This window comes from Polaromonas aquatica, from assembly GCF_050626995.1.
Lineage (GTDB): Bacteria > Pseudomonadota > Gammaproteobacteria > Burkholderiales > Burkholderiaceae_C > Polaromonas > Polaromonas aquatica_A.
This window is the reverse complement of record NZ_CP192467.1, coordinates 3,756,473-3,773,185: the sequence shown is the minus strand read 5'-3', so window position 1 is coordinate 3,773,185 and position 16,713 is coordinate 3,756,473. Positions and strand designations below refer to the sequence as shown.

Genomic DNA, 16,713 nt, shown 5'->3' with positions numbered 1-16,713 from the left:
GGAGGCTGCCGGGTTTAAGTATGCAGCCGAAATATTTCAGGAAAATTTGGGGACTTGGCCCTGAGAAAGCGTTGAAGTAATGGTACACTGCTAGCTGTGCCCGGGTGGCGGAATTGGTAGACGCGCACGGTTCAGGTCCGTGTATCGCAAGATGTGGAGATTCGAGTTCTCTCCCGGGCACCAGATACACCAAACAGCTTCCAGACTCTGAAACGAGCTCTGGAAAAAAGCAAGATTAAAGCCACTGTGACCCAGTGGCTTTTTTTGTGGCCGGGCCTTGTTTTGACGCCCGGTTTTTCATCCGCAGTTTTAATCAAACAGGTACGGCAACCAGGTCGTGACCCTGGGTTCCAACGATGCGGGCCCGGGTGAATTCGCCCACTTTCAGCGTCTTGCTGATTTTCTCCGGGGGCAATAGCTTGACCACGCCGTCAATCTCGGGCGCATCGGCATAGGAACGCCCGGTGCCGCCCTTGCGGCCCAATGCCGGCGCTGAATCCACAAGCACCTGCATGGTCGCGCCTATGCGCTGCTGAAGCTTCTGACTGGAGACCGCCTCGGCCACCGCCATGAAACGGGCGCGCCGGTCTTCACGCAACTCCATCGGCAGCATGCCGGGAATGTCGTTGGCCGTGGCGCCTTCCACGGCGCTGTATGCAAAGCAACCTGCGCGGTCGATTTTGGCTTCGCGCATGAAGTCGAGCAGGTGCTCGAACTCCGCTTCAGTCTCGCCGGGAAAACCAGCGATAAAGGTGCTGCGAATGACGATCTCGGGGCAGATCTCGCGCCAGCGTGCAATGCGCTCAAGGTTCTTCTCACCACTGGCGGGCCGCTTCATGCGCTTGAGCACATCAGGGTGGCTGTGCTGCAGGGGTACGTCAAGGTAAGGCAGCACCTTGCCGGTTGCCATCAGCGGCAGCACTTCATCCACGCTGGGATACGGATAGACATAATGCAGGCGTACCCAGGCGCCATAGGGCTCGGCTATCTCGCCCAGCGCCTGCACCAGCTCCAGCATCCGCGTCTTGACGGGTTTACCGTCCCAAAAGCCGGTGCGGTACTTGACGTCCACGCCATAAGCCGAGGTGTCCTGGCTGATTACCAGCAGTTCCTTCACGCCGCCTTCGAACAAGGCCCGTGCCTCATTGAGCACATCACCGATAGGCCGCGACACCAGATCGCCACGCATGGAAGGAATGATGCAAAACGTACAGCGGTGATTACAGCCTTCGCTGATCTTCAGGTAGGCGTAATGCTTGGGCGTCAGCTTGATGCCGGCAATGCCGAAGGCGTTGGGCACCAAGTCCACGAAGGGGTCATGCGGCTTGGGCAGGTTCAGGTGCACCGCATCCATCACTTCTTGCGTCGCATGCGGGCCCGTCACTGCCAATACGCTGGGGTGCATCTGGCGCACCAGATTGCCGCCGCCCTCACCCGCTTTGGCACCGAGGCAACCGGTGACGATGACCTTGCCGTTTTCGGCCAATGCCTCGCCAATGGTGTCGAGGCTTTCCTTGACTGCATCGTCGATGAACCCGCAGGTATTGACGATCACCAGGTCCGCACCTTCGAACGTTTTGGAGGTCTGGTAACCCTCGGCGCTCAATTGCGTGAGGATCAATTCGGAATCGGTGAGGGCCTTGGGGCAGCCCAGGCTGACAAATCCCACGCGCGGCGCGGGTTTGGTATTCACGGGAATTGGTGGGGAAATAACTTCGCTCATGGGGTGTATTGTCTCAGGTCACTGATTTTCAGGACCGCCAGAGATTCAACCCCTGGCTGTTTACTCAACGTTTCAGGCCGAAAGCCTGCAACATCTGCTCACTTTGTTTTTGCATTTGCTCCTGCATCTGCGTAAAAACATTCTTGGATTGCTCCACATAAGTGCCCATCATGCCCTGCATCATCGGGGATTGGGCATTCATGAACTGCGCCCACATCTCGGGCGTCAGCCCCTTGGACTGTTCGGCCATTTTCACCTGCAGGTCCATAAAACTCTGGACATTCTTCTCCAGGTAAGCGCCCATAAAGCTTTGCATCGCGTTGCCGTAAAAACGGATGATGTTGGCCAGCACGGCCTCGGTGAACATCGGAGCGCCACCAGTTTCTTCTTCAAGAATAATTTGCAGAAGAATGCTACGCGTCAGATCTTCATTGGTCTTGGCATCACGCACGACAAAATCAGCGCTGTCCATAACCAACTGACGCACTTCAGTGAGCGTGATGTACGTCGAGGTCTCGGTGTCGTAGAGCCGGCGGTTCGGGTACTTCTTGATCACGCGGGACGCCGCAGCCTTGCCGGTAGCCCGGCCGCTTTTGGCGCCGGTGTTACCGTCGGCAGCTGCTTCACCCTGGGAAGGGGCGTTGCCGGATGCCTGGCTGGTGGATTTGCTTTTTGACACTGATTTCTCCTCTGAATGACGACCGGCGCCGAAACGCCGGGATTCAATACATTCTAGGAATTCTGATGTACTCAATCCCCTTGGTTTACCCTGTGTGATGGACCTGCATCACAAAAGATGCAAGCCGGTACAGGAACCTGTTGAGGGAATTGGTAGGCGCGATTGGACTCGAACCAACGACCCCCACCATGTCAAGGTGGTGCTCTAACCAGCTGAGCTACGCGCCTAAGGACTGTTCGAAGCTCGTATTGTAGCAAAGCAAAACGAGGTTCCCGGGTCGTCTGCAAAAAATGCTGCAAAAAGAACCGGACATGGCCCTAGCGACGCCGTGCAGAGCGCACACCGGGCACCTCGGCCACGATGCCCAACACCTGGTTAAGGCGACCAGATTGCGCCACCTCCACGGTGAAGGTCATCCACGCCGTACCGCCGCGATTGTCCTTGACCGACTGCGTCTGCACACCGATCACATTCATTTTTTCCTTGGCAAATACCTCTGAAATGTCGCGCAGCAAGCCCTGCCGGTCGGCCGCCTCGACGGCCACATCCACCGGATACACCGTGCCATCCGGCGTTTTGGGTGAGTTCCATTCCACCTCGATCACCCTGTCCGGGCTGCCACTGGCCATGTTGCGAAAGTTGCTGCAGTCACTGCGGTGAATGCTGACGCCCTTGCCCTTGGTGACAAAACCCAGGATCTCATCAGGCGGCGCGGGCTTGCAGCATTTGGCCAGTTGGGTCAACAGCGACCCCATGCCAACCACCAATACGCCACCACCGCTTTTTGCGTTCGGATTGGGTGCACGCGCCCTTTTCGCCAGTACATAGTCGTCCTGGCTCAAGACCGGCTCCGGCGGCCTGAGCATGTTTTCAATCGTGCGTAGCGACAACTCGTCCTTGCCAACGACTTCAAACAAATCGTCCGCCGCCTTGAAACCAAGCTGCACCGCAAGGTCGTCCAGCTTCATGGCAGTCTTGCCCTCGCGTTGAAGCAGTTTTTCCACGGCTTCCCGTCCCCTGGCTATGGTCTGCTCCATCGCCAGGGCATTGAACCAGGCCCGGACTTTTGACTTGGCACGATGGCTGCACAAAAAACCCAGTTCGGGATTGAGCCAATCGCGCGAGGGCCCGCCCTCCTTTACCGTGATGACTTCCACTGTCTGGCCGTTCTGCAGCGGTGTATTGAGCGGCACCATCACCCCATCAATACGCGCACCCCGGCAACGGTGCCCCAGGCTGGTGTGCACGCTATACGCAAAGTCCACTGTCGTCGCGCCCTGCGGCAACTCCACGACGGCGGCATCGGGGGTCAGCACATAGATGCGGTCTTCGAACAGGCCCTGCTTGGCATCGCGCGCACGCTGTGACGCCGGGCCTGACAGGTCGCGCTCCCAGGCCAGCAGCTGGCGCAGCACCGCGATCTTGGCGTCGTATTCACTGCTGGCCGACACCCCGGCATAGCCCTTGGCCCCCGCCTCCTTGTAAGCCCAATGCGCGGCCACGCCATGCTCCGCATGATCGTGCATGGCCTGCGTGCGCACCTGGATCTCTACCGCCCTTCCAGCTTCGTCGCGTACCACGGTGTGCAAAGACTGGTAGCCGTTGGACTTCGGTTTGGCAATGTAGTCGTCAAACTCGCCGTCCACCGGAGTAAAGCGCGAATGCACAAATCCGAGTGCTGCATAACAGCCCTTCACGTCAGCGGCAATCACGCGCAAGGCACGGATGTCGAACACCTGCTCGAAGTCCAACGACTTGCCGCGCATCTTCTTGACGATGCTGTAGATATGCTTGGGCCTGCCTTGCACCAACGCGGCAATACCGTTCTGGTTCAGCTCGCGCTCCAGCTGCGCGCGCAATGCCTCCATGAAGCCTTCGCGCTCCACGCGCTTTTCGTCCAGCAGGCGGGCTGTCTGCTTGTAGGTATCGGGCTCGAGGAAGCGGAAGGCCAGGTCTTCCATTTCCCATTTGATCTGCCAGATGCCCAGGCGATTGGCCAGCGGCGCAAACACGTGCAGCGATTCGTGGGCCAGCGGCAAAGGGGCGGGTTGCCGGGTGGCCGCGTAGTGGCGCAGGGTTTGAAGGCGCGACGCCAGCCTCAGCATCACCACCCGCAGGTCGCGTGAGAACGCCAGCAGCATCTTGCGCACGTTTTCCGTTTGCGCAGCCGGGTCGTCGAGCAGATGCGCCTTGGCATTGGCAGTGCGAGCCTGCCGCTGGACCTGGACCAACTTGGTGGTCTCCAGCGCCAGCGCGGCATAGTTGGCCCCGAACGCCTTGGTGATGACTTCCTGCGGCTTGTTCAGGTGCTGGCACGCATACACCAGGTAGGTGGCCGCCTGCATGGCTTCCGAACCGCCAATGTTCTTCAGGATGGCGGCCACGGCATCGGCATGCGCGAGGATGTTTTCACCGGTATCGTGCGTTTCGCTGGCGATCAGTGGCTCGGCAAATGCCCGGGCACGGGCCAGCGCATGAGGCTGGTCCGGCAGGCTGTCGGCCGTGGCGGTCACGATGGAGGCATTCGGCCCCTGGGAGGCTGTCGGGCTACCGGGCCCGACCACATTGCTTTTCATGAAACTTCAGTCAAATAGTTGCGAGGCAGGCGGTGCATGGCACCAGCAAAACGGGATCAGCCAAGCAGGAAACCGGCCACCGCCGCCACCTGGTCTGCCGCGGTCAGTGTGGGCGCGTGCCCTACCCCTTCAAATTCCACAAGACGCGCACGCGGTCCGCGTGCCGTCATGGCTTGCGCTGTCTGGGGACTGAGCAGATCCGACTGTTTGCCCCGTATCACCAGCGTTTCGGCCTTGATATTGTCGTAGAGATGCCAGAGCACATCCTCGCCCTGCCGCGCCGATTCTTCGGTCTCCTGCTTGAAGGGTATGGCGATGGCCGGATCGTAATGCAGGCGCCACAAGGCATCGGCGGCGCTGGAGACGCGCCTCAGCATGGGTCGCGACAGCGCCAGCCACTGCTCACGCGTGTGCGGGCCAAAGCTTTGGGAAATAGCCCACATCGCATCGGCCGCTTCCTGCACTGACCCAAAATGACCGGCCTTTCCGAGGTAAGTTCCAATCCGCACGATCGCTTCCCACTGGATGGCTGGCCCGACATCGTTCAATACCAGCCGACGTACTGGTGCAGGCAACAATGGGATTCCCGCGCTTGCCGGTTCGCGTGCTGCGCTGCCCCCGGAGGGCGCCTTCGCGCCTTGGGGCGGCCCGGCGACGCTCAACCCGGGCGTTCCGCACACCGCCAGGCCAATCAGCCCGCCCATGCTGGTTCCCACCCAGTCCAGCGAACCGACTGTCGCCTGGGACTGCAGTTGGCTGAGCATCGCCAGCATGTCAGAGGCATAAGTCCGCAACTGATAGCCCATGGGGTCTTTCAGCCAATCGCTTTCCCCGCGGCCAACCACATCGGGGCAGACTACACGGATACCGTCCTGTGCCTGCTCGCATAAAGTCCGCGCCAGCACGTCAAAATCGCGGCCCTGGCGCGACAGGCCGTGGACGCACACCACCACATGCGCGCTGTCCGGCCGGCCCCATTGCCAGTACGCCATGCGATGTCCGCCAGTAGCATCGGGGCAATTTACGTAGTTCAGCGTAGGTTGGGTCATGAGGTGGCAGTTCAGTTCAAAGGCTCGATAATTGCTTGAGAGATCGATCAGGTGCGACCTGCAGCGCAGGGTTCCGATCCAGATTCAACCATCGTAAATCATCCGGAGAAATACTATGCTCAAAGGTAAAACAGCCCTCGTCACCGGGTCAACCAGCGGGATCGGCCTGGGCATTGCCAAGGCGCTTGCGGCGCAGGGCGCCAACATCGTCATCAACGGCTTTGGCGATGTTGACGGTCCCAAGGCCGAAGTCGAAGCGCTGGGTGCGCGTGTGGCTTACCACGGTGCAGACATGAGCAAGGTCGCCGATATCGAGGACATGATGCGTTATGCCGCCGCGCAGTTCGGCCAGGTCGACATCCTCGTCAACAACGCCGGCATCCAGCACGTGGCACGTGTCGAGAACTTCCCCGTCGAGCGATGGGACGCCGTGATCGCCATCAACCTGAGCAGCGCCTTCCACGCCACGCGCCTGGCACTACCGGCCATGCTGGCGGCCAATGGCGGAAAAGGCTGGGGCCGCATCATCAACGTGGCTTCAGTGCATGGCCTGGTGGGTTCCGCCGAAAAATCGGCCTACGTCGCGGCCAAACACGGCATTGTGGGCCTGACCAAAGTCACCGCGCTGGAAAACGCCACAACGGGCGTGACCTGCAACGCCATCTGCCCCGGCTGGGTGCTGACGCCCCTGGTGCAAAAACAGGTGGATGCGAAAGCTACAGCAGGCAATATCAGCAACGAAGCCGCCATCAAACAACTGCTGGGCGAAAAAGAGCCGTCGATGCAGTTCACCACGCCCGAAGAGCTGGGTGCGCTTGCGGTATTTTTCTGCTCACCCGCCGGCAACAACGTGCGCGGCGTGGCCTGGAACATGGACGGCGGCTGGGCCGCACAGTAAAAGTCAGGGAATGCGCAGCATCCGGCTTACGTAATCGCCAATCGCCAGTGAGCTCGTCAGCCCTGGCGACTCAATACCAAAAAGATTGACCAGGCCGCCCACACCGTGATCACGCGGCCCTTGAATCAGGAAATCTCTCGCGGCTTCATGGGGCGCCTGGATCTTGGGGCGTATGCCCGCATAACCGGGCATGAGCGCACCATTGGCCAATGCGGGCCAGTACTTTCTCACCTCGGCATAAAACGCATCGCCGCGCGCCGCATCCACGACGAGGTCATCAGGTGAATCGACCCACTGCACATCGGGCCCGAATTTAGCCTGGCCGCCAAGGTCGATAGTGAGGTGCACACCCAGGCCGGCGGCTTCGGGTACAGGATAAATGAGGCGATTAAAAGGCGAGCGTCCCGGCAACGTGAAGTAATTGCCTTTGGCATAGTGGCTGGGCGGCACATGCTGCGCTGACAGGCCGGAAAAATGGCTGGCCAGGTGTTGTGCCTGCAGTCCCGCCGCATTGACGACAGTTTTAGCCTGCAGCTCCGTACCGTCCTTTGCTATCAAATCAATAGCTGCTTGCGCACATTTTGCCTGGGCTAGGGGTGAATTCAGCACCACAAGTCCGCCTGCGTTCTCCAGATCGCCCTGTAGCGCCAGCATAAGGCCATGGCTGTCGACAATGCCGGTGCTGGGCGAATGCAGCGCCGCCACGCATTCAAGTTGGGGCTCCATCGCCCGGGCTTCCTCGCGGGTCAGCAGCAACAGGTCATTCACGCCGTTGGCGGTTGCCTTTTCACGGATGGATTTCAGTTGCGCGACCTGCGCTTCGCTGGTCGCGACGATCAGCTTGCCGCAGCGCCTGTGGCCTATGCCGCGTTCCGCACAGTAGTCATACAACAGGCCCTTGCCTTCCACACAGAGCTTCGCCTTGAGCGATTCTTGCGGGTAATAGATGCCGGCATGGATCACCTCGCTGTTGCGCGAGCTGGTGCCGGTGCCGATGGCATCTGCAGCTTCCAGCACCATCACCTCCCTGCCCTGCAAGGCCAGCGCGCGCGCCACTGCCAGTCCCACTACGCCCGCGCCAATCACCACGCAATCAACATGATCCATCAACGGCCCTCAAACCCTTCAATAACGTTGACGGCATTGGTGCCCAGCGCTGCGGCCGCATAGCCACCCTCCAGCACAAACACGGTAGGCAGGCCCAATTTTCCGAGTCGCGCGCCCAGCCGGACAAAGTCATCTGGCTGCAATGAGAATTTGGAAATCGGGTCTTCGGCGAAGGTGTCCAGCCCCAGCGATACCACCAGCGCATCGGCACGGTAGCCGTTTATACGCAGACAGGCGGTTTCAAGTGCCTCAAACCATTGCGGCACCGTGCAACCGGCAGCGAGCGGCAGGTTCAGGTTGAACCCTTCGCCCTCACCCTCTCCGATCTCATCGGTGTGGCCCAGGTAAAACGGGTATTCGGTCATCGGATCGCCATGCAGGCTGGCGAAAAACACGTCTGCGCGGTGGTAAAAAATGCTTTGCGTCCCATTGCCATGGTGGTAATCGACATCGAGCACCGCCACGCGCGTCGCGCCGCCGTCACGCAAGGCCTGCGCAGCCACGGCAGCGTTGTTCAAGAAGCAGTAGCCACCCATGAAGTCAGGGCCGGCATGGTGGCCGGGCGGGCGGCTGCAGCAAAACGCGGCACGCTCACCCGCGGTGAGAAAGGCCGCGGCGCTGGCTGCGGCATCAGCGCCGGCTTTGGCAGCTTGCCAGGTGCCGGCCGAGAGCGGCGAGCCGTTGTCCATCGAATACAGACCGAGCCGCGCGGTGAAGTTGATGGGCTCCACATCGCTGCGCAGCGACCGTACAGGCCACACGGATGGAAATGGCTGACGCTGGCCGTTGCCTTCCTCCAGTGCCGTCCAGTCGCGCCAGGCATGTTCCAGAAAGGAAAGGTAACGGCTTGCATGCACTTTTGCCAGCACCGCACGGCTGTCCACCTCTGGCTTGCACAAGACGTGGCCCCGCTCGATCAGGCGGGCTTTGACGAACTCGGCGCGCGCCGGGGTTTCGAAGCATGGGACGCGCTCGCCACGGAAAAACTCGAACACCGGGGCGTGCGCGTGGTGGCTGTCATTGAAGAAAGTAAGCATGGCGGCAGGAGGTTGGTGGTTGCATAAAAGCTGGAGGCTGAAGGCGATTGCCCCCAGGATCAAAGCGTGCGTGGATCGGTTTTCAGCAGCACCTCGACCAGTGACCGCAATGTCGCCTTGAGCACTTCGCTGCCCGGCGTCATCTCCAGCGTCGCTTCATCCATGTACAGCTTGCGGTTGATCTCCAGCTGGATGCTGTGCCGATGCTCATCGGGACTGCTGTGGCGGCGAACCAGTTCCACGCCCTTGTATGGATGGTTGTAGGCCACGCTGTATCCGCGCTCGCGCAGGTGGCTGCACACCAGTTCCGACAAAGGCTTGGCGGCTGTCGTGCCGTCACGGTCACCCACCACAAAGTCGGCGTGTTCTTCGCCCGGAAAGTCGGTGGCGCTTGCGGAGGCTACCGCCGGCATGGAATGGCAATTGATGTGGATGCTATAGCCGTGTTGCCTGAAGGCCGCATCAATGGCCTCCGCCACTGCGGCGTGATAAGGTGTCCAGCACCGGGCTATGCGCATTTGCACTTCCGCAACCTGCAGTTTCCGGTCATACAGTGGCACGCCTTCGTCGGTGGTACGCCAGATCAATCCCTTGCCCAAACGAACTTTGGACATGATCTTGGGGTCGGTTTCCACAGGCTCCGGCCAGGGCGCGTCCAGCATCGATACATCCATTTCGGTGGTATTGCGGTTGGCGTCCAGGTAGCTGCGGGGGAAATGCGCTTCAATCCAGTGCACGCCCATGGCGGGAGCAAAGTCATACAGTTTTTCGACATGTGTGTCTTCCGCGCTGCGCAATACCGCGAGCTCGCAGGCATGCCTGAAGTTCTCGGGATAGGCGGTGCCGCTGTGAGGAGAGTCAAGAACCAGCGGAGTGCTTCCGGGCAGGTGGGTAAGGAGCTGCATGCCTTTGACTTTAGCAGCAGCGCCACGCTGAAAGACAGACGCCATTGCATTGGCAAAGCATTGGAAAAGCATTGGGAAAAACTGCTTTTGGAGCTGGTAGTTCCCTTAGGGAACGAGTGGCGCCCATGCGCAAACTTCCGCTTGTCCTACAGCCGCATCACGATTGCGCCCACAAAGCCACAACGGCTCAACCTCTAAATTTCATAGCGGAAATCAACACGCCGCTCGCATTTTTTGGAGTTGGCCTGCGTCAATTCGTGAACCCAAATTCATCCATGAAGGAAGCACCATGCAAGCATTGACCCGAACTTTCTCAGCAACCGTGCTGGCTATGGCAGCACTGGCAGCCGCCTCTGGCGCCCAGGCACAAAGCTCAGGAACCAGCACTGGCGCCGGTAGCAGTTATTCGTCCAATTACTCGTTCTATGCACCCGGCTCTCGCTATTTCGGACTTAACGTGGGCCAGTCGGATTTCTCGCTGCCAGGTGGTGCAGGCGGCTTCAGCTCCGGCAACGATGACACGTCGTACAACATCTACGGCGGCAGTTATTTCAACAACAATTTTGGTCTTGAGCTGGGTTACACGGATTTCGGTAAGGTCAACCGTGGCGGCGGCGACACCAAGGCTGAGGGCATCAACCTGAGCCTGGTGGGACGCCTGCCGCTGAGCAATTCATTCAACCTGCTGGGCAAGCTCGGCACGACGTACGGCCGCACCCGTGTGTCGGCTGCCCCGGCTTCAGGGCTGGCCACGGGCAGTGAAAGTGACTGGGGCGTTTCTTACGGCATCGGTGCGGAATGGGCCTTCACCCCGGCATTGTCTGCCGTGCTGCAGTGGGACGAGCACAACCTGAAGTTCGTGGGCACCGGCAACGATCGCGTGAGCACGACCAGCATCGGCCTGCGCTATCGCTTCTAAAACGGTCGTGATGACGTAATCGTCATTCGTCCTCCGAGCTGCCCGCAGGTATGCAAATACCGCGGGCTGTTTTGCGTTTCACTCCCTGCAACCACTATTAATTTCATAGCAGCTTACGCCCACCGGTACTTGGGTTAGTCTGTTTTATTTCGTAAAACCACTCCACTGTGTGGAGCCAGCATCTCTTGCAGCAGCCAGGTTCCAGCACGGCCCAGGGGGCGATGGCGTGACCATACAGCGTCCACAGGCACCCGTCGCGGCCAGCCGCGAGCATCGAGCTCGTGCAGCTTTCCAGCGGCAAAGCGCGTCACCATCCAGCGCGGAATCGCTGCCCAGCCAAAGCCAAGCACCGCCATTTCCAGCAGCATGAGGTAACTGGGGGCCGACCAGGCGCGGCGCGACTGTGGCTGCCCCTGGGGGCCTTGCTCCATATAGGTATCCAGCCGCAATTCGCGGAAGTTGGCCAGAACATCGGGGGTCACATCCCCCAGGCTGGCCAACGGATGGGCGTTGGCTACGAACAGGGTAATTTCAGACTGTTCCGCAATCGTGGCCGATCCAACGTCGGGCGGATAGGCACTTTGCGCCGCCACCACACCGATATGCGCCCGGCCAGTCTGCACCAGCGACACAAGATCGCCGTGCTCGGCAATCAGGCATTCGAACTCCAGATCGGGAAAGCGGTTCTCAAAGGCCGACAGCATCTCTTCAAAACGGTCCGACTGGTAGGTATCTGACCAGACCACGCTGAGCTTGGACTCCATGCCGCCCCCCAACTGGCTGGCGGCGCGATCCAGCCGGTCGCTGGCAGCCAGGATTTCCTGCACCTTCCCCAGCATGACCCGGCCGGGCTCCGTCAAGGCAGGCTTGCGGCTGCGGCGGTCAAACAGGGGGACGCCCAGGTCAATTTCCAGTCTGGCAATGGCACTGCTCACGGTCGACTGGCTTTTACCGAGCTTTCGGGCTGCGGCTGAAAACGAGCCCAAGGTGGCAGCTTCAGCAAAAGCGGTCAGGGCTTCCGGGGAATGGCGCATGGCGAGATGACGGCCTTTGTATCTATTTTTACGATAGTTATCGATTTTAATGTATTCAAAATATCGATAAAAATATCAAGCTAGGCCGCCAGTTCCCCCGCCCGCCCCAAAAAGGGGCGGCCGAAATCAGCCAGAAAGCGAGTTCGTCGTGAGTCTCCAGAAGTCAGTCAAAGAACGGTTTTTCCACGCCCTCGGGTTTGAAGTGCTGGCCATTGCCATCTGCGCGCCGCTGGGCACCTGGCTGCTGGGCTATTCGCTGGCGCATATGGGGCTGCTCACTTTAATGGTGTCGCTGATGGCGATGACCTGGAACATGGCGTTCAACGCCATTTTTGACGGGGCGCAACGCCGGATGGGGTTTCAGCGAACGCTGGGCGCGCGCGCCGTGCACGCGGTGCTGTTTGAAATAGGCCTCATCATCGCGGTGGTTCCGCTGGCCGCCTGGTGGCTGGACATTAGCCTCTGGGAAGCCTTTGTGCTGGACATTGCGATCGTGCTGTTCTTCCTGCCCTATACCTTCGGTTTCAACTGGGTTTACGACCATCTCCGCGCACGGGTGGTGGCGCGCCACAGCCAGAAAACCCGCCAAGCCAGCCGCAAGGCCGGCGGGCAGCAGCTGGCGGCGTCCACACTGCAGGACGTAACGCCTGCCGGCAAGCGCTAGAACCCCTCCTACTTCATCTGTACAGAGCCCGACACGTTGACCCATACAGTGCTTTTGCCGGCTTCCACGGGGATGGACGCATCCGCCATTTCGGCCTTGGCCGACATCGCCATCATGCGGGGGCGGGACGGCGGGTTCTGGTCATTGGCGTTGATGGAAACTTCACGCAGGCTGTAGCTCGAAAAGCCGAAGCTGCGCGCCACTTCGCCGGCCTTGGCCTTGAAGCGCTCTATGGCCTGCGCCTGGGCTTCGCCCTCCACCCGGGCGCGCTGTTCGCGGCTCAAGGAAAAACTCACGTTACCCATGGTGAGGGTCTGGATCTTGCCAGCGGTGCCGGTAATGCGTGGAAAGTCCTTGCCTTCCAGCACCAGTTCGGTCGAGCCCTGCCAGCCATTGATCTTGCCGTCCTTGTTGTAGCGAGGGTAAAGGCTGAAGTTGCCGGTGCGTACGTCCATCTGGCCGGGAACCGCCGCCTGCTTGGCTTGGGCCAGCGCGGTGTCCAGCGCCTGCTTGAGCTGAGCCTGCACAACGCCTGCATCGGTACCGTCCCGGGTGGTGTTCAGCGAGATTGACAGCAAGTCCTGCTGCACTTCCACGGAGCCGTTGGTCGAGATCTGGGCCACGTTCTGCAAAGGCTCGTGGTGCATGGGCTGAGCCATTACGGCAGACGCCATCGCAGCGCCCCCCAGCAGGACACAGACAGCAATCGATTTCGAAATTCGCATCGGGATTTACCTTTCGGGTGGTTGATCTGGACTTGGCCACGGTTGGCCAGGAAAAGAATGAAACGATGGAGAGCGCCAAAAAGGGGTTAAAGCGAGCAGCATTTTGTGGCTTTGGCAAGTCATGCCACGCCAGATCTGGTGGCGGCCGTAGGCCTAAACAGGTTTGGTCGCCTTCGCCTGGTAGCTGCTTTTTTACGACTTACGGCGGTCACACAGCGCGGGGCGCAATTTTCACACGCACTTTTCGGGTCAGCTGTAGGAGGATTGCCACAATCAAATCCTGTGCGTGCATGCAGCCGCAACTTGTGTAACAGTGTGTCAAAGCGACTGAAAAATGAGACATCTCGTGTTTTCAGCCTTCAAAATGGCTCTGTTACAAATTACCAGATGACTATGACCCAAGCTCAACCCAACGCCCGTGCCGACAAAATACTGATTCTTGACGACGACGCCCGCATTCGCGATCTGCTCCGCCGCTACTTGGCCCAGGAAGGTTTTGAAGTCATTCTTGCCGAGGACAGCAAGGCGCTGAACCGCATCATGCTGCGCGACGCGGTCGATTTGATCGTCCTGGACCTGATGATGCCCGGCGAGGATGGCCTTTCCATCTGCCGCCGGCTGCGCGCCGCCAACGACCGTACCCCCATCATCATGCTGACCGCCAAGGGTGAGGACGTGGACCGTATCGTCGGACTGGAAGTCGGTGCCGATGACTACCTTGCCAAGCCCTTCAATCCCCGTGAACTGCTGGCCCGCATCCATGCCGTGCTGCGCCGCCGGCCAACCGCTGAGGTGCCAGGCGCGCCATCCAGCGACCAGGAAGTGATTACCTTCGGCCCGTTCTCGTTTGATATGGGCTTGCGTACCCTTCACAAAAACGGCGAAGAGCTGCCGCTTACCACCGGTGAATTCGCCATGCTGAAAACCCTCGTTCGCCACCCGCGCCAGCCGCTGTCGCGCGAAAAACTGGCGCAGCTGGCACGCGGCCGTGAGTTCGAGCCCTTTGACCGCAGCCTGGACGTCCAGGTGTCGCGACTGCGCAAGCTGATCGAGGTAGACGCTGCGGTGCCCCGCTATATTCAGACAGTCTGGGGCATCGGCTATGTGTTTGTGCCGGACGGGACTAACTAGCCCCCACGCTTTTCACTGCGCCTTCGGCTTCGTGTAATGCGCTGCCCCCCGAGGGGGCCGCCCGCCTGCGGCCTGGCAAAGCCAGTTCCGCGGCTCATGCTGGGTTGAAGAATTCCAGCGGGCATGGCCAGTGGGTGCACTTGTTTTCACCATCGTGACGCAGTGCCGGCTTCTCGTGCTAACGTCCATTGATTGATCGCCCGTATTCGCGGCACGTACCCACTTTTTATGGACGCTACCAATCCGGTCCCCCTTGAAACCGCCCCCGCACCGCTGGAAATGCGCCCGCGGCGGGGCTTCAGCCTGTTCTGGCGGACATTCTTTTTCCTGGCACTGCTGCTCTTCGGCTCCATCGTGGCGTGGCTGCAAACCTTCCGGGCGCTGGAGTCCGAGCCGCGCGCCATTCAGAACGCACAACAGCTGGCTTCGCTGGTCAACCTGAGCCGGGCGGCGCTTCGCTATTCCGACGCCATCGCCCGCGTATCGTTGATCAAAACCCTGGCCGACGAGGAACGCGTGCGCATTACGCCGCGCGAACCCAAGGACAAATATGAGGTTTTTGAAAGCGACGAACTGAGTGAACGCACGGCTGAAGAACTCAAGTTACGGCTGGGTGGGGGTACTGTGGTGGCCAGCAGCGTCAACGGGCAGAAGGGCCTGTGGGTGGGTTTCACCATCGACGGCGACGCCTACTGGCTGCTTACCGACCCTTCCAAGATAGGGCCGTCCCGCAACAGCACGTGGATCATCTGGCTCATCACGGCGGCAGCCCTGTCACTGGCGGGGGCAGCTTTCATCGCCCGCTTGATCAACCGGCCGCTCAAGCAATTGTCCTTCGCGGCCAGCCGGATGCGGGATGGCGACTTTGATGCCAGCCTGCTGGATGAAAAAGTGGCCACCAGCGAAATCCGCGAGGTCAACATCGGCTTTAACCGCATGGCCGAACAGTTGTCCAAAATCGAGCAGGACCGGGTCATCATGCTGGCAGGCATCTCGCATGACCTGCGCACGCCCTTGGCCCGGCTGCGCCTGGAAACCGAGATGAGCGTCACGGATGCCGATGCGCGTGAGCATATGGCCGCAGACATCACCCAGCTGGACGCGATCATCGATAAATTCCTCGACTACGCCCGGCCTGAGCCGCCGCGGCTGGAACGGGTTTCACTCAATGCGGTGGTCGATGCGGCGGTATACGCCGTGGCCGACTACGAAGACATGCGCGTGACCGTCACGATCCCCGATGACATGGCCGTGCTGGCCGACGAGGTGGAGCTGTCACGCGTGATTGCAAACCTGCTGGAAAACGCCAGGCGCTACGGCAAGACACCTGAAACCGGCATCGCCCTGGTCGACATAGCCGCCAAGGCACGCGACCAGTGGGTGCTGATCAAGGTGCGCGACCACGGCATGGGCGTGGCGCCCGAGACGCTCTCAAAACTCACACGGCCGTTCTTTCGCGGCGATGCCGCACGCACAGCGGCCACCGGCGCAGGGCTGGGTCTCGCGATTGTGGAAAAAACCATCCACCGCATGGGTGGGGTATTTGGCCTGGCCAACACGGGCTCGGGCGGCTTGGCGGCACACATCAAGCTGCGCAGAAGCTGAGTTGGGGCGCTAAAGGGGTAAACGGGTCCTGCGTGTACTTCCGGCAGGATCAGGCAATTTTTAAGCCAAATTAGCCCTCTAGCCCATACATTTTCTTGACTTTTAGCTATTAAAAACATAGCAAAACCCGGCAATGATTCAGCGGTGCAACAGCACCACGGCGCGGGCTTCCATGCCCAGGCCCTGCCCCACCGGGCCCATCTTCTCCGCTGTCTTGGCCTTCACGTTCACCTGGCCGGCGTCCAGCCCCAGGGCAGCTGTGATGTTGGTGCGCATCGCCGCGATGTGCGGCGCCAGCCGCGGTGCCTGCGCGATCACCGTGCTGTCGATATTGCCGATCTGCCAGCCGAGTTCAGCCAGCAAGCGCCCTACTTCCTTGAGCAGCACCGACGAATCCGCGCCTTTGAAGCGCGCGTCGGTGTCCGGAAAATGCGAGCCGATGTCGCCCAGCGCCGCCGCGCCCAGCAGGGCGTCGGTGATGGCATGCAGCAGCACGTCGGCATCCGAGTGACCAAGCAGGCCCACGGTATGGGGAATGTCGACACCGCCGATGATGAGCTTGCGCCCCGGCACCAGCGCATGCGTGTCCCAGCCCTCACCGATTCGAAAGTTCATGGCGGTCATCGTGGTACCTTGTGTGGATGATGTGGGTGTGCGGATT

General features: G+C 60.3%; 15 protein-coding genes and 2 tRNA genes. 6 read left to right on the top strand and 11 right to left on the bottom strand.

Translation table 11 applies throughout. The annotated features are described in order from the left end of the window. The first annotated feature begins 98 nt into the window (after positions 1-98). Positions 99-183 (top strand) — tRNA-Leu (locus ACQ4MS_RS18050). Positions 184-313: 130 nt separating this feature from the next. Here ACQ4MS_RS18050 and rimO read toward each other — a convergent pair. The 5 genes from rimO to ACQ4MS_RS18025 all read right to left on the bottom strand — a co-directional run bounded on the left by rimO (position 314) and on the right by ACQ4MS_RS18025 (position 6,027). After that, positions 314-1,723: a 30S ribosomal protein S12 methylthiotransferase RimO gene (gene rimO, locus ACQ4MS_RS18045; RefSeq protein WP_431095996.1), complete on the bottom strand. Its 1,410-nt coding sequence runs from the start codon at positions 1,721-1,723 to the stop codon at positions 314-316. Positions 1,724-1,787: 64 nt separating this feature from the next. Further along, on the bottom strand, positions 1,788-2,279 hold the full coding sequence (gene phaR, locus ACQ4MS_RS18040) for a polyhydroxyalkanoate synthesis repressor PhaR (protein ID WP_431099615.1): 492 nt from the start codon (positions 2,277-2,279) through the stop codon (positions 1,788-1,790). A 273-nt stretch (positions 2,280-2,552) separates the two neighbouring features. Continuing rightward, a tRNA-Val gene (locus ACQ4MS_RS18035) sits at positions 2,553-2,629 on the bottom strand. Positions 2,630-2,719: 90 nt separating this feature from the next. Further along, entirely contained in the window at positions 2,720-4,978 is a 2,259-nt protein-coding gene (locus ACQ4MS_RS18030; RefSeq protein WP_431095995.1) for a RelA/SpoT family protein, read from the bottom strand. A 56-nt stretch (positions 4,979-5,034) separates the two neighbouring features. Next, a complete protein-coding gene (locus tag ACQ4MS_RS18025) occupies positions 5,035-6,027 on the bottom strand; it encodes an alpha/beta fold hydrolase (RefSeq protein ID WP_431095994.1) in 993 nt (330 codons plus the stop codon). 115 nt (positions 6,028-6,142) lie between these two features. On the opposite strand from ACQ4MS_RS18025, the gene ACQ4MS_RS18020 reads away from it, so the two are divergent. After that, on the top strand, positions 6,143-6,925 hold the full coding sequence (locus ACQ4MS_RS18020) for a 3-hydroxybutyrate dehydrogenase (RefSeq protein ID WP_431095993.1): 783 nt from the start codon (positions 6,143-6,145) through the stop codon (positions 6,923-6,925). 3 nt (positions 6,926-6,928) lie between these two features. Here ACQ4MS_RS18020 and ACQ4MS_RS18015 read toward each other — a convergent pair whose 3' ends face one another. Genes ACQ4MS_RS18015 through ACQ4MS_RS18005 form a run of 3 tightly spaced genes read right to left on the bottom strand, consistent with a single transcriptional unit; the run spans position 6,929 to position 9,974 of the window. Further along, positions 6,929-8,035, bottom strand: a complete 1,107-nt coding sequence (locus ACQ4MS_RS18015; RefSeq protein ID WP_431095992.1) for an NAD(P)/FAD-dependent oxidoreductase — start codon at positions 8,033-8,035, stop codon at positions 6,929-6,931. Beyond that, positions 8,032-9,069, bottom strand: coding sequence for a histone deacetylase family protein (locus ACQ4MS_RS18010; RefSeq protein ID WP_431095991.1), 1,038 nt, complete (start codon positions 9,067-9,069; stop codon positions 8,032-8,034). The genes ACQ4MS_RS18015 and ACQ4MS_RS18010 overlap by 4 nt, the downstream gene beginning before the upstream one ends. Positions 9,070-9,128: 59 nt before the next feature. Then, entirely contained in the window at positions 9,129-9,974 is an 846-nt protein-coding gene (locus ACQ4MS_RS18005) for an N-formylglutamate amidohydrolase (protein WP_431095990.1), read from the bottom strand. A 289-nt stretch (positions 9,975-10,263) separates the two neighbouring features. Here ACQ4MS_RS18005 and ACQ4MS_RS18000 point away from each other — a divergent pair, with 289 nt between their 5' ends. Then, positions 10,264-10,893: an outer membrane beta-barrel protein gene (locus ACQ4MS_RS18000; protein WP_431095989.1), complete on the top strand. Its 630-nt coding sequence runs from the start codon at positions 10,264-10,266 to the stop codon at positions 10,891-10,893. A gap of 134 nt (positions 10,894-11,027) precedes the next feature. Here the strand turns inward: ACQ4MS_RS18000 and ACQ4MS_RS17995 are convergent, their stop codons facing one another. Further along, positions 11,028-11,927, bottom strand: coding sequence for a LysR family transcriptional regulator (locus ACQ4MS_RS17995; RefSeq protein WP_431095988.1), 900 nt, complete (start codon positions 11,925-11,927; stop codon positions 11,028-11,030). Positions 11,928-12,075: 148 nt separating this feature from the next. On the opposite strand from ACQ4MS_RS17995, the gene ACQ4MS_RS17990 reads away from it, so the two are divergent. Continuing rightward, complete coding sequence (locus tag ACQ4MS_RS17990; RefSeq protein ID WP_431095987.1) at positions 12,076-12,591, top strand: multidrug/biocide efflux PACE transporter; 516 nt, start codon at positions 12,076-12,078, stop codon at positions 12,589-12,591. 8 nt (positions 12,592-12,599) lie between these two features. Here the strand turns inward: ACQ4MS_RS17990 and ACQ4MS_RS17985 are convergent, their stop codons facing one another. Further along, a complete protein-coding gene (locus ACQ4MS_RS17985; RefSeq protein ID WP_431095986.1) occupies positions 12,600-13,316 on the bottom strand; it encodes an SIMPL domain-containing protein in 717 nt (238 codons plus the stop codon). 393 nt (positions 13,317-13,709) lie between these two features. Here ACQ4MS_RS17985 and ompR point away from each other — a divergent pair, with 393 nt between their 5' ends. After that, on the top strand, positions 13,710-14,447 hold the full coding sequence (ompR, locus tag ACQ4MS_RS17980) for an osmolarity response regulator transcription factor OmpR (RefSeq protein ID WP_007866319.1): 738 nt from the start codon (positions 13,710-13,712) through the stop codon (positions 14,445-14,447). A 228-nt stretch (positions 14,448-14,675) separates the two neighbouring features. Continuing rightward, positions 14,676-16,052 (top strand): ATP-binding protein, encoded by a 1,377-nt coding sequence (locus tag ACQ4MS_RS17975; protein ID WP_431095985.1) that lies wholly within the window; start codon positions 14,676-14,678, stop codon positions 16,050-16,052. 138 nt (positions 16,053-16,190) lie between these two features. On the opposite strand, the gene ispF is transcribed toward ACQ4MS_RS17975, so the two are convergent. Further along, positions 16,191-16,676 carry a 2-C-methyl-D-erythritol 2,4-cyclodiphosphate synthase gene (gene ispF, locus ACQ4MS_RS17970; protein ID WP_431095984.1) on the bottom strand — a complete coding sequence of 162 codons (486 nt, stop codon included), beginning with the start codon at positions 16,674-16,676 and terminating at the stop codon, positions 16,191-16,193. Between the last annotated feature and the right edge of the window lie 37 nt (positions 16,677-16,713).